Annotated in this window: 15 protein-coding genes; 1 reads left to right on the top strand and 14 read right to left on the bottom strand. The window is 36.8% G+C overall.

What is annotated here, in order from left to right; all coding sequences use genetic code 11:
- Positions 1 to 337: 337 nt before the first annotated feature.
- Entirely contained in the window at positions 338 to 1,603 is a 1,266-nt protein-coding gene (locus DSM02_RS02465; RefSeq protein ID WP_128764152.1) for an NAD(P)/FAD-dependent oxidoreductase, read from the bottom strand.
- A 313-nt stretch (positions 1,604 to 1,916) separates the two neighbouring features.
- Between DSM02_RS02465 and fbp the strand changes: the two genes are divergently transcribed.
- Positions 1,917 to 2,924, top strand: coding sequence for a class 1 fructose-bisphosphatase (fbp, locus tag DSM02_RS02460; RefSeq protein WP_128760175.1), 1,008 nt, complete (start codon positions 1,917 to 1,919; stop codon positions 2,922 to 2,924).
- 77 nt (positions 2,925 to 3,001) lie between these two features.
- On the opposite strand, the gene DSM02_RS02455 is transcribed toward fbp, so the two are convergent.
- The 13 genes from DSM02_RS02455 to DSM02_RS20535 all read right to left on the bottom strand — a co-directional run bounded on the left by DSM02_RS02455 (position 3,002) and on the right by DSM02_RS20535 (position 13,044).
- The gene (locus DSM02_RS02455) at positions 3,002 to 3,880 is read right to left on the bottom strand and encodes an ATP-binding cassette domain-containing protein (RefSeq protein WP_128764151.1); all 879 of its coding nucleotides are present in this window, start codon (positions 3,878 to 3,880) and stop codon (positions 3,002 to 3,004) included.
- On the bottom strand, positions 3,877 to 4,548 hold the full coding sequence (gene modB / locus DSM02_RS02450; RefSeq protein ID WP_128764150.1) for a molybdate ABC transporter permease subunit: 672 nt from the start codon (positions 4,546 to 4,548) through the stop codon (positions 3,877 to 3,879). The genes DSM02_RS02455 and modB overlap by 4 nt, the downstream gene beginning before the upstream one ends.
- Positions 4,545 to 4,949, bottom strand: a complete 405-nt coding sequence (locus DSM02_RS02445; RefSeq protein ID WP_128764149.1) for a TOBE domain-containing protein — start codon at positions 4,947 to 4,949, stop codon at positions 4,545 to 4,547. Before DSM02_RS02445 ends, modB begins: the two co-directional genes overlap by 4 nt.
- Complete coding sequence (gene modA / locus DSM02_RS02440) at positions 4,942 to 5,721, bottom strand: molybdate ABC transporter substrate-binding protein (protein ID WP_128764148.1); 780 nt, start codon at positions 5,719 to 5,721, stop codon at positions 4,942 to 4,944. Before modA ends, DSM02_RS02445 begins: the two co-directional genes overlap by 8 nt.
- 30 nt (positions 5,722 to 5,751) lie before the next feature.
- Positions 5,752 to 6,162, bottom strand: coding sequence for a VOC family protein (locus DSM02_RS02435; RefSeq protein WP_128764147.1), 411 nt, complete (start codon positions 6,160 to 6,162; stop codon positions 5,752 to 5,754).
- A gap of 42 nt (positions 6,163 to 6,204) precedes the next feature.
- Entirely contained in the window at positions 6,205 to 6,489 is a 285-nt protein-coding gene (locus tag DSM02_RS02430; protein WP_128764146.1) for a CBU_0592 family membrane protein, read from the bottom strand.
- A gap of 23 nt (positions 6,490 to 6,512) precedes the next feature.
- Positions 6,513 to 6,998 carry a MarR family winged helix-turn-helix transcriptional regulator gene (locus DSM02_RS02425; RefSeq protein ID WP_128764145.1) on the bottom strand — a complete coding sequence of 162 codons (486 nt, stop codon included), beginning with the start codon at positions 6,996 to 6,998 and terminating at the stop codon, positions 6,513 to 6,515.
- Positions 6,999 to 7,158: 160 nt separating this feature from the next.
- Positions 7,159 to 7,866, bottom strand: coding sequence for a DsbA family oxidoreductase (locus DSM02_RS02420; RefSeq protein ID WP_240673962.1), 708 nt, complete (start codon positions 7,864 to 7,866; stop codon positions 7,159 to 7,161).
- Between the two features lie 119 nt (positions 7,867 to 7,985).
- Positions 7,986 to 8,333 (bottom strand): cupin domain-containing protein, encoded by a 348-nt coding sequence (locus DSM02_RS02415; protein ID WP_128764144.1) that lies wholly within the window; start codon positions 8,331 to 8,333, stop codon positions 7,986 to 7,988.
- 3 nt (positions 8,334 to 8,336) lie between these two features.
- Positions 8,337 to 9,503 (bottom strand): mannonate dehydratase, encoded by a 1,167-nt coding sequence (gene uxuA, locus DSM02_RS02410; RefSeq protein WP_128764143.1) that lies wholly within the window; start codon positions 9,501 to 9,503, stop codon positions 8,337 to 8,339.
- Between the two features lie 21 nt (positions 9,504 to 9,524).
- Entirely contained in the window at positions 9,525 to 10,340 is an 816-nt protein-coding gene (locus DSM02_RS02405) for an SDR family oxidoreductase (RefSeq protein WP_128764142.1), read from the bottom strand.
- Between the two features lie 21 nt (positions 10,341 to 10,361).
- The gene (locus tag DSM02_RS02400) at positions 10,362 to 11,147 is read right to left on the bottom strand and encodes a rhamnogalacturonan acetylesterase (RefSeq protein ID WP_240673961.1); all 786 of its coding nucleotides are present in this window, start codon (positions 11,145 to 11,147) and stop codon (positions 10,362 to 10,364) included.
- A 1-nt stretch (position 11,148) separates the two neighbouring features.
- Complete coding sequence (locus DSM02_RS20535) at positions 11,149 to 13,044, bottom strand: pectinesterase family protein (protein ID WP_240673960.1); 1,896 nt, start codon at positions 13,042 to 13,044, stop codon at positions 11,149 to 11,151.
- Positions 13,045 to 13,089 lie beyond the last annotated feature (45 nt).

Raw genomic sequence — 13,089 nt, 5'->3', positions numbered from 1 at the left:
TTTACTCTGGAGAATGAGTAATTCAAATTATTTAGAATAAAATTAGGAAATCAATCCACAAAATGAAATTAACATCGATAAAAAGCAAAACGTTTATCGTTTTAGTTGGGTAAATTAATAATTTTGTACAAGTTTATTTTTTTGATAATCATCAAAAAATTAGTGAGTTTAAAACATTTTCAGTAGCTATTTACAAGTACAAATTGTTTTAAAATTCTGATAATCAGATATATTTATATTTTAACCGACAAAATGGAATTTATAGTACGTGATAGATTCAATTAAATCCACTTAGCGTTAAGCTTATAAACACTTGTAAGATTTAACCTATTAAAAATTATTTATTTTTAATAGGTCGGATTATTAAACGAAGATCTTGATTTTTACTCAGGTACTCTGTAGACCAATTGTAAAAAGTTCGTACACGGTTTCGATAATCGATTAGCGCAAATAGATGAACAAACAACCAAATGAACCACGCAATGAATCCATTAAAGTGTAAATTGGGTTTCGGTAGATCTGCTACCGCCTTACTACTTCCTATAATAGCCATAGATCCTTTATCTGTATACTTAAATGTTTTTATTTGTTTTCCGGCTTCCAGTGCTTTTAAGTTTTTAGCTAATGCTCTTCCCTGTTGCATAGCTACCTGAGCTAATTGCGGATGCCCCGTAGGAAAATTAGGATCTGAAGTGCTTATAGATGAATCCCCTAAGGCATAAATAGTTTCAAAGCCATGTACCTGATTGATACCATTAACTTGTATGCGATTACCACGTTGATAAATCTCTTCAGGTAAACCGTTAAAGCGATAAGCGGTAACACCCGTTGCCCATATCAGGTTTTTACTGTAGATATGCGAGCCGTCTTTCATCATTACTTTTTCTCCATCAAAATCTACCACGCGCGTATTGAGTAGCACCTCAACCCCCATTCCTTCCAATTCTTTGAGAGTATACTTTTGACTCTTTTCACTCATTGGTGATAATAACTCCCCACCTCCATTTATTAAATAAATTCTAGAACCACTACCTACTAATTCTGGGAATTCTTTACGTATTGTGTTGTTGCGCAACTCAGCAAATACACCAGAAATCTCAACACCGGTAGGCCCTCCTCCTGCAATCACCATATTTAAATAAGGTAAGCGCTGTGATTTATCGTCTATGCGCGTGGCCTCTTCAAGACGCTGCAATAATAAATTACGCATATGAAGAGCATCTTCAAGAGTTTTCATTGGTATCGCATGCTTCTCTATCTGATCAAGACCAAAAAAGTTAGTTTGCGTACCCGTAGCTAGTACCAAATAATCATAAGTGAGTTCACCATTATCTAAAGTAATCGTCTTTGCTTGTGGATTAACCTCTAAAAAAGTACCCATTCTAAATCTGAAATTCTTTTGATCTCTAAACAGATTTCTAAATGGAAACGTAATACTTGATGGGTCTAAAAAACCGGTTGACACCTGATACAATAATGGAGGAAAAAAATTGTAATTGTTTTTATCTACCAAAGTGATTTCAAAGGCTGAAGACTTACAAAGTTTTTTAGCAAGATTGATCCCTGCGAAGCCTCCTCCTATTATTACGACGTGTTTACTCATAGCATGATTAATTACCTTCGAAATTAGTGGTTTTTAAAAAGATAGCTTCCGTTTTATGCTTATTTTAAAACTTATATGAACTCTCTATTTATAAAAACCCTTCAACTTTAGTTCTGCTATAAAAATTCATTCTAGATTAGGATAATTGTGTGACAAATTAACCTGAAATCCCAAAACTTTAAATTAAATTTACTGTATGAATTATTGCAAAATTCACATAAAAATCAACTTGTAATCGATTGCAAAAAACATTTTTTATAATGTATCAGTTTAAATACTTGTTATTCTACACCAACTACGATCACCAGAAACTATGGAAAGACACATCACTTTAGGCGAGTTTATCATTCAAAACCAAAAAGATTTTCCCTACGCAAAAGGCGAACTCACCTCGCTTTTAAGTGCGATCAGACTTGCGGGAAAAATGGTAAATCAGGAAATCAATAAAGCCGGACTGGCAGAAATACGCGGAAAAGCAGGTAAAGAAAATGTGCAAGGCGAAGTACAAGCTAAGTTAGACATTCTTGCAAACGACATGTTCATTAGCACGTTACGTGATCGTGGAGATATTTGTGGCCTGGCCTCTGAAGAGCTTGAAGATTTTATCGTTTTTAACGAAGAGCGTCATAAAAATGCCAACTATGTAGTGCTCATAGACCCGCTTGACGGTTCTTCAAATATTGATGTAGATATCACTGTGGGTACAATTTTTAGTATCTATCGTCGCATTAGTCCTTTGGGAACTCCAGTGACTTTAGAAGATTTTATTCAACCCGGTATCAATCAAGTTGCTGCCGGCTACATCATCTATGGCACTTCTACGATGTTGGTTTATACTACAGGCAGTGGTACACACGGTTTTACTTTTGATCCGGGAATAGGATCTTTCTTTTTATCGCATCCAGACATGATGTTTCCAGAATCTGGAAGAACTTACTCAATTAATGAAGGTAATTATGTGCATTTTCCCGGTGGAATTAAAAAGTTTATAAAGTGGGTTCAGGAATTAGATGAGGAAGACAACAGGCCTTTCTCGGCGCGTTATTGCGGCTCTATGGTTGCAGACTTTCACCGAAATATGATTCAAGGTGGTGTATTTTTATACCCGGAAGGCACCAAGTCTCCTAACGGAAAACTACGTTTGCTGTATGAATGTAACCCTATGGCTTTTTTAGCAGAGCAGGCCGGGGGAAAATGCTCTGACGGTTATGGCCGTATTATGGAAAGAATACCTTCTGAATTGCACGAGCGTGCTCCTTTTTATTGCGGCTGTAAAACAGAAGTTGAAAAAATAGAATGGTTTTTAAACCAGGAAGATTAATTAGCGTTCAAATCAATTTTGAGAATCCGGTATGTTGAAAGGCATTCCGGATTTTTTCATTATTACAACTTGAACATTTATGCTTCTATTTTATAAAGCAAAGGCTTGAATGCTTTAGAAAGAACCAATACCTTGTCACCTATGGTTAGATTTGATGCTTCTTCGTGCTGAACGACAACCTTGACCACATCTGTGTGAATTCGCACCGTTACAACACTTATAATCTCTTCTTGTTGAATTTTTAAAACTTCGCCGGTAAACTTAAATTTTCCACTCAGGCTTTGGTCTATAAAAATAGCTTCAGGTGTTCCTTGCTTGAGTACTTTTCCTTCTTCTAACTGATAGACATAATCTGTCAGCTTCACAATCTCCCCTACATCATGAGAGACTAAAATTGTTGTGAGCTTAAATTCTTGATGTACTTTTTTTAAATACCCTTGTAGTTTGTGACGTATTGCGCTGTCTAAAGCAGCTAGTGGTTCATCTAATAATAAAATCTTCGGTTTTTGTACTAATGCGCGTGCCAGTGCTACGCGTTGTTTTTGTCCACCACTTAGGGTTTCGGGTTTGCGGGTTTGCAGTTGCTCCAATTCCATTATTTCTATGAGATCTGAAATTGAACTATTGTTTTGATTTTTCGCTTTCGCGAAATTTAAATTCTCTAAAACCGTCATATGCGGAAACAATGCATAATCTTGAAATACGTAACCCACCTTCCGCTTTTGCGGACTAAAATTGACTTTAGTTTTGGTATCAAACCATGTTTCCTCTTCAACACAAATCTGTCCAAAATCGGGTTGCATCAAACCACTTATCATTCTTAACACAGATGTTTTTCCTACTCCTGACGGACCGTATAGCGTAATAAATTGCTCACTTTTGATATTTAAATTTAACCGAAGTATCATCGTTCCCGTAGCGCCCCGCAATTCTTTACTAATATCTAGTTTTATCATTTCCAAAAGCCTTTAAAGTAATTACCATTAACCAGATAAACCGATAAGAGAATGCAAAAAGTTATGGCAAATAAAACGAGTGAATAAAAATTAGCCGCGTCATAATTCAACGCTTCTACCTCATCATAAATCGCAATTGATGCAACTTTAGTCTTTCCGGGAATATTACCGCCTATCATTAGCACCACGCCAAACTCCCCCACCGTATGCGCAAAAGACAGCACAATACCAGTAAGCAAAGCTGGTTTGATTTGAGGTAATTGAACTTTTAAAAGTGTTTCCCATTTAGACTTTCCCATAACAAAAGAAGCTTCGGTTATAGATCTTGAAATACCGCTTAAACCTGATTGTACTGGATGAACCATAAATGGCAAACTGTAAATTACAGATGCAATTACCAGACCGCTGAATGAAAAAACCAATTTGATTCCCAACCATTCGTCAAGCCAGTTACCAAATGTATTATTAGGACTAAAAGCCATCAAAAAATAAAAACCTAAAACGGTGGGTGGTAAAACCAGCGGCATACTTACCAAAGTTTCAAAAACAGGTTTTAACCGAGACTTCGTATTGCTTAACCAGTATGCGACAGGAATACCTATTAAGATCAAAATTACTGTAGTGAACAGCGCAAGTTTAAAAGTTAAAAGTAGCGGTTCCCAATTCATAGCGCCTGCAGCATTACTTCGTTTAATTTAACCATAGCAACCACGGAAATCCCAGCTTTTAAAGCTAAGGTTTTAACAGCGTTTGTGCTTATAATTGCGTTCAGCTCACCAGCTTTTGTAGAAAGATTTAGCTTGCTGAGTAATTGACCAGGCTCAATGTCTATAATTGATGCAGGTATTTGATTTTGTAAGCTTATTTTAATTTGAGAATCGGTGCTGATTATGACTTCCGTTTCTTTGAATACTAAAGCTACTTGCTGCCCTAATTTTAGGTAAGCAGCTGTTTTTGGAGTGTCAATTACAATAGCTTTTAAAAGGAGTTGGGGGGTGACTTCAACGTGTGCCAATGTAAGATTACCACTAACTTCTAATTTCGATATGTTTCCGTTGAAGCTATTCATCTACCGAATATCCAAATTCTAAAAGAATTTCTTGTGCTTCTTCGGTAAAAATATATTCATAAAAAGCTTTGGCGGCTTCATTTACCTGCCCTTCCCTATTTATCAAAACGGCCGCTTGCTCAATGGGAGCATACAAACTTTCTTCGACTAAAATCCAATTTCCTTGTTTTTCAGTTTGCAGAGCCTTAACCACAGAAAGTGCTGTAAAGCCAATTTCGGCAGCACCGGAAACAATGAATTGATTGGTCTGAGAGATACTTTCACCGTAAACAAGTTTTTTTTCTAATACCTCATATAAACCTTTTTTTTGAAGTGCATTGATCGCAGCCTCGCCATAGGGTGCGGTTTTGGGATTTGCTAAAGCGATATGCTTTATTTGAGAATTTAATAAGGTTTTAAAGGATGGCTGAAGTGTTTTGTCTAAAGACCAAATAACCAATTTCCCATACGCGTAAATCTTTGGTTGATCATCACTGAAACCAGCATCATAAACTGCTTTTGGGTATCTGGTATCGGCAGCTACAAACACATCATATGGAGCACCTTCTTGTATTTGTGCCGTTAATTTACCCGATGAAGCGACGATAAACTCACACGTAATTCCGGTTTGATGAGAAAATTTATCTGCTAACTTTTGAATTGCAAACTGCATATTAGCAGCCGTAGCGATTGTGATGGAATTCTGTTTTAATCCTTTTGAGCAAGCGGAAAACAGAAAAATAAGAGATACTGCAAAAAAGATATTTTTAAAATGAGTTTTGAAGTTTTTCATAAAATTCCAGAAGCGCCAGAAACACTTTATTTATAAAATCTGATTAAACTCTAAGCGCTCATTATCTGGGCCGGTAATGTTGAAGTATTTACAGCCGTTTTTCCAAAAAGGTAAAAATACCGGAGCCTCTTCTTGAATTTTATAATCTTTTTCTTTGAGCTCGTTAAAAACTACATCAATATCAGTAACATCAAAAGCGATATGGTCAATATGACCGTGCGATCTGCTTCGTATTTCTTCCAGATCTTTTCTCGGAAATTCATATAACTCCATTATCACCTCGCCACTTTGAAGCATTGCCACATTTCCTTTCTCCTTATTGTGATCAAACTGTGATATCATAACCTCTTCAAAGCCTAAATCTTTATAAAAGGATATAGACTTTTTTAAGTTGGTCACCGGGATCCCAACGTGTTGAATTTTAGAAATTTTAAAAGCCATGAATCTATTTTAAAATGCTATTAAATTAACTATTTAACAGGATTAAAGTCTAAAACGATGTTGTTTTTTAGTAAACCTACGGTTTTGAAACGTATGCTTCTTTGCTCTGTAAATGGAGAAAAGTGCAATAAAACTCCAAATCACATTAGTTACTAAAGATGGTATTGCATTATAGTAGAAACAATTAACGGCTATTAAAATTCCTCCCAGAAGATTCATTAAAATACACCACCCAGAGAAGTCTTTACTTTTTACAAGTGTTAGTGCGTAAGAGAATACGATTAAAAAGGAGCCTAGCCATCCTGCAACATCGATGAATATTTTCATAGCCTTTTGAATTTTTGTGTCTTCTATTCGTTTACAAGTAGTTTATCCATACGGGTTCTGAAATCAGCTTCTGCCATACGGTCTTCCAGCTTTTGGATTTCTTCAAGCAGACGGGTATTAAAACCTAATAATTCTTCAAGGGCTTTTTCACCTGCAGTCCAATAGTCTTGTAGCACCGGAAGTTTTTGTTTTGCTTTCTGCGATAACATTAATTGATATTTTCGGTTGTCCTGAGAGTCGATTTCAGCATCGACATAGCCTCTTTTTTTCATTTTATTAATCAGTTTTACGATTGCAGGATGCGAAAGCTGTAAAGCGTCAGCTATCTCGGTTACGGTCATCTTCTCGTTTTTCTGCAATAACATAAAAATCATATGCCAGTTGGGCTCAATATCAGACTCGTGCTCCCTGTAAAAATCGCGTGTTTGATAAATAAACGCATCACTGAGGCGTTTGAGTCTTCCGGTTAGACCGGCATACCCCATTTCAATTAAAAAATCTTCACTCATAATAATAAACGTAACTGGTTACGCAAATCTAAAATTTATGACGAATGTGTAAGTAAATTGTCTGTTAAATTTTAATCAAAAAAAAGTCATTTTCAAAAAAACCAAAAAAGCTCCCAAACCAGTGTTTTGGGAGCTTTTTAGATTATAATAGTATAAATTATTAATTACAATTACCTGAAACATCACAGTTTTGACCTTCAAGCACTTCAAACTGAGGTGTCTCTTGCTTAGCATACCACTCGATATAAGCTTTACCAAGTACGTTTAAAAATTGTTTTTCGGGCTGTGCACCAGAAACGGCATATTTTCGGTCAAAAACAAAAAACGGAACTCCGCTAACCCCAATTTTTCGGGCTTCCAGAATATCCTGCTCAATATGTGCTGCAAACTGACTTTCGTTCAATTCGCTCTCTATTGCGGCCTTTTCGAGACCTACTTCCTGACCTAATTGAATGAGTGTTGCTACATCATCTACATTTCGGCCTTCAATAAAATAGGCTTTTAAAAGACGTTCTTTCATTTCATTTTGAAGTCCTTCCTGGCCAGCCAAGTGTATGAGTTGGTGTCCTCTGTGAGTATTGGCTACAACCACTTTGTCATAATCATAATCAAGGTCAGTTTCTTTAGCAAAAGCGGTTACCCCCTCAATGGCCTGCTCAGCCTGGGCTTTGCTCATTCCTTTATGTTTCTGTAAAAAATCAACACTGCTAATAAACGTATGAGTCTTTAAATTTGGTGCCAGATCAAAGCTCTTCCATATTACTTCAACTTTATCGCGGTGGGAGAACTGCTCAAGAGCCTTATCAAATTTTCGTTTTCCAATATAGCAAAAAGGGCACATGATATCACTCCAAATCTCTACTTTCATCTTTTCAAATTCCATCATCTTTAATTCAAGGGTTCAGACAATTGGTCGTAAATTATGACTTTAGCTAACACAAAATACTGTTGTTTAACTAAAATAAAAGCCTTTCAGCTGCTTTTATTTTAGTTCAAAAAATCTTCTCTTGCAGGGTTAAAAGCATCTATTAAAATACCCGGCTCCAGACATTTAGCTCCGTGTGGTGCATTTGGCGGAACATAAAATCCATCACCGGCTTCTAGAATTTCACTATTTCCGTTAATGGTAATTTCAAATTTACCTGAAACCACATAGCTTCCTTGTGTATGAATATGATCATGTACCGTACCTATGGCCCCCTTTTCAAACTTCACACTCACGATCATCAGATCTTTGTTATGTGCAACGATCTGACGGGTAATACCGGCATCAGCCTGATCCCATTCAGTTTTATTTGTTTTAAAAAACACGTCGCTTTCTTTTGTAATACTCATCTCTTATCTATTATGCATAAATTCTATTCCGTTAATAACACCTCGTATTTCAGCTAAACCTTTAAGTCTACCTATCCCTGTGTAACCGGGATGCGCAAGAGGTTTCTTAAGATCATCCAGCATTTGATGCCCGTGATCTGGACGCATAGGCAGTTGCCTACCATACTGTTTTTCAACTTCTAATAGCTCATAAATAACCGCTGCCATTGGCACATCTCCTTCCAGATGATTGTCTTCATAAAAACTACCGCTAGCATCTCTTTTTGTACTTCTTAAATGCACAAAATGAATATGCTTACCATAATCTTTAACCATTTGTACCAAATCATTATCTGCTCGTGCGCCGAAAGAACCGGTACAAAAAGTAACCCCATTATATACGCTATCATTATCTGACAATAAACGCTTAATATCTGAAGCTTTACTCATAATTCTGGGCAAGCCAAAAAAGGCATGTGGCGGATCATCCGGATGAATTGCCATAGCCACACCTGCTGACTCAGCGGTAGGTAAAATTTCGTCTAAAAAGAGCTTTAAATGTTCTTGAGCTTTTTGCTCGTCTATTGCCACATAAGTATCAATTGCTTTCTGTAATCCAGCTAAAGTATAGCCTTCTTCAGAACCCGGAAGCCCAGCAATAATAGCTTCTTCCAACTGCTGTTTATCATCTTGTGTTGATTGTTTAAAAAACCGTTTAGCTTCCGCCAAAAGTGCTTGACTATAATCTTTTTCAGCATTTTTTCGTTTTAAAATAAAACAATCAAAAGCAGCCAAATGAGACCAGTCAAAACGCAGTGCAGTTGCTCCATTTTCTAGCGGGTAAGCCAACTGTGTACGCGTCCAGTCTAAAACAGGCATAAAATTATAACACACAACCTCAACGCCTATTTTACCTAAGTTTATTAAAGAGGTCTTATAATTATCTATATGCTCTTGAAATGTTCCTGTGCGGGTTTTCATTGCCTCAGTGACCGGTAAACTTTCGACCACTTTCCATGTTAAGCCAGCAGCTTCTATTTCAGCTTTTCTTTTTTGAAGAGCATCCAGAGACCAGACTTTTCCATTCTTAATTTCGTGCATTGCATGAACCACACCAGACGCACCCGCCTGACGAATATCTTGAAGTGATACGGGGTCTTTAGGCCCGTACCAACGCATTGTTTGAATCATTTCTTAAATTTTCTATTGAAATTAAACACCTGAGAATGCCTTGAACCCCCCATCTACAGTAACTACAGTACCGGTTACAAAAGACGCTGCATCGCTACACAACCAGTGTATCGCACCATTTAAATCCTGTGGATCACCAAATTTACCTAGAGGAGTATTGTCTATTATTTTTTCTCCACGGTTGGTTAAACTTCCATCTTTATTGGTCAGTAAATCCCTATTTTGTTCTGTTAAGAAAAAACCCGGAGCCAATGCATTTACGCGAATAGGATTCTCTTGTTTTTGAGCAAATTCTACCGCAAGAAATTGCGTTAGATTTTCAATTGCAGCTTTTGCAGAAGCATATCCCATTACACGTGTAAGCGGTAAATGTGCCGCAACCGAAGAAATATTGAGCACGCTTCCGGATTTTGATTTTTCTAATAACGGAAGAAAAACCTGTGTGGGTAGAAAGGTCCCTATATAATTAAGATCCATCACCTTGCGCATCTCTTCAGCATCTGCATCTGCCAGCGACTGCTCTGGTAAAATTAACGCCCCCTTCATATTACCGCCTGCAGCGTTAATTAAAACATCTATATACCCTAAATGATCTTCTATCTCAGCTTTTGCAGCATTCAAAGCTTCTTTACTTGTCACATCAGCCAGTACTCCTGAAGCTTGATATCCTTGCTGTTTTAGATCATCTACAAGATTATCAACTTTAGTTTTTGTTCTACCTAATATGACTACGTGTGCACCGCATTCAGCAAGAGATCGGGTCATAGATTCTCCCAAAACACCAGTTGCACCACTAATAACTATAATCTTATTTTTTACTGAAATAAGTAACTTCATGGATTTTCTTTTTAAATGTTTTCAATACATTTTAAAATTACAGATATCTCGTGCTAAAACCTCAGGTTTAATATATTTTTCTATTTGTAAATTTTGACGTGCTATTTCCTGCAATGCTAAACTTGCTACCAACTTTGCTCCTAAGTATGACAAGTGTGTATCATCATTTTTGCCATCTGGGTAATATGAGTGTTCTCCTGGTTTAAAATGCAGATGAAGCTTTTTAGATTCTTTTGGACCCCATTTGCGCTCCAACCTTTCGGTTAAAAATTGCATATCAATAAATTTTACATTCAGATCTTTAGCAACCATTCTTACAACCAGCGGGTAATTACCATGGGTATCTTCAAGAGTTCCGTATTCATTAAATTTTCTACGCACAATAGATGATAACAAGACGGGAGTCGCTCCTGCTTTTCTGGTCTCGACTACAAATCGTTTCAGATTGTATCGATACTGAGTAAATGGATTAGTAAATCGTGTACTATCTTTAAACTTCTGATCGTTATGACCAAACTGTATGAATACAAAATCTCCCTTTTTTAAAGAATCTAAAACACGTTCCCAGTGGCCTTCAGTAATAAAACTTTTGCTACTGCGTCCATTTAACGCATGATTACTCACCTGTATATTCTGATCTAAAAGTTCTGGCAAAACTTGTCCCCACCCGTGCTCTGGATTGGTTTCCGGGTTTTTCTTGTCTGCCATTGTAGAATCTCCAATCAAGTGAATTGTTGGTTTCTCCTGAGCAGAAAGCATCCCGGATAAAACAAAAAAGACGACCATAAAAATTTTAAAAATCTTCATACTATTCATTTAAAATTGAAGAAACAAGTTCAGGTTTCCAGTTATCGTGTCCTCCTAAAACCAAATCTTTAGTATATAAATTCACCTCTTCTTCATACAATTGGTGCGACCACCACACACGTTTCTCAGCATTTGCTCCTGCTCCTTTGCTCTTATATTCTGCATAGAAAACAGTACGCTCTTTATGCGGAAACATTGCATCTCCATCCCAAACTTCCCAGCCTTCCGGCAAAATATGAGCTCCTAAAACTGAATTGATAAATACTGTTTTAGCATATGGCCTCCAGGGTCTGCCCAGATAAGCTTGATTCACTCCTGCAGCAGCAGTTAGCTTACAATTCAGAAAGACATAACCATAATCTTGCATTGCTGGTGTTGAGGCTGCTGTTACGTAAGAGTTAGTAAGGCTTTTGATTTCGCATTCTTCAAAAAATGCAGTCGCCTGACCAAAAATAAAATCGGTAGTACCTTCTATATAACAGTTCTCAAACAATACTCTATTGTCTTCACCAGCTGTGTAAACCGTATCCTGACATCCTAAAATCCGGCAATTATTAAAAATAGAGCGATCACCCGCAGTATGTAAGGCTACAGCCTGACCGCGGTCACACCAGGTGTTTTGTATGGTTAAATTTTCAGCATAAAAATCTAAACCTTCAACCTTCAATGTATAGGATGTAAAGGTATTATGAACCGTCCCAGATACTGAATCTACCTTACCCGAATAATCATCATTAACAAGGATTACTCCGTCCCGACTTTCACCAATTAATGCAATTTTACGCTTCCAAGCAGGCACCTCTATTTTCTCTTTGTAAATGCCATTTTTAACATAAATCTTAACATAAGCCGGACCTAAATCTCGTGTACTTGCAATCGCTTTCTGAATACTATTAAAGTCTCCGCTGCCGTCTAATGCAACTTTAATTTCCCGATAAACTTTTGAATCTTCCGCCTTAAAAATCCGATCTAAAAAAGCTAAACTGTATTGCGCTGTTTTATTAAACCACGGCTGCATCAACCAAAAAGAATGCGGCGTATCTGGGATGGTATGCACTTCGTTGTAGATATGATTTTGGTTTAATATCGAAATCATATCAACCCGCCCGGCGTGAAAACGTGGCTGCGTACTATTAATAAAAAGCGTTGGCGGTGTGTTTGCATCAACATAATTAAGTGGAGAGGCTTCTTTCCAATTTTTGGGATTCTGATATTTTGAACCATTAAGCCATTTTGCTGCTACTTCGCCTTCTTCACTTTCAGGATGGGTGAATGAAACAATCCCGTCTACATTAATAATAGCTTGAATAGAGTCAGAAATTTTAAAGTTCTCACTATTGTAGACCGAAGATCCTCCAGTTACACCTACTAAAGTTGCTAACTGTGCACCCGCTGAATTACCCAAAATAGCTATTTTATTTGAATCTATACCATACCTGTGAGCGTGTTGACGCATCCATCTAACGGCTGCTTTTAAATCTAAAACCGCAGCAGGATAAACCGCATCTGTACTTAACCGATAATTTGCCGTAACAGCCACATAACCATTATTTGCAAAGTACTGCGCCAAAGGCCTAACATTCTCTTTACTGCCACTCATCCAACCTCCTCCAAATACCAATAAAAGGGCTGGTTTTTTTTTCAAAACATTTTTAGGAAAATATACATCTGCTTTTAAATCCTTCCCGTCAATCGATTTATATATAATATCTTCATTTTTATTAAAATCTCCAGTTTTTAATTCTTCAATAGGTTTGATAAATAGATAGTCTGCCTTTAATTTCTCATAAGTTGTCGCTATAGAATATTCAATTTTATTAATGGTTTTTTTCTGAGCTAAACAGACTCCTCCTAGAAGGAAACTTAGAATGAATATTGTATGTGCAAATCGACTCATAATTTTAGTTTTAAACATCTCCATATTTTAAATAGAAAAAAGCTT

Origin of the sequence: Leeuwenhoekiella polynyae, assembly GCF_004104075.1 — a bacterium.
GTDB lineage: Bacteria > Bacteroidota > Bacteroidia > Flavobacteriales > Flavobacteriaceae > Leeuwenhoekiella > Leeuwenhoekiella polynyae.
This window is presented reverse-complemented; position numbering and strand designations above follow the sequence as displayed.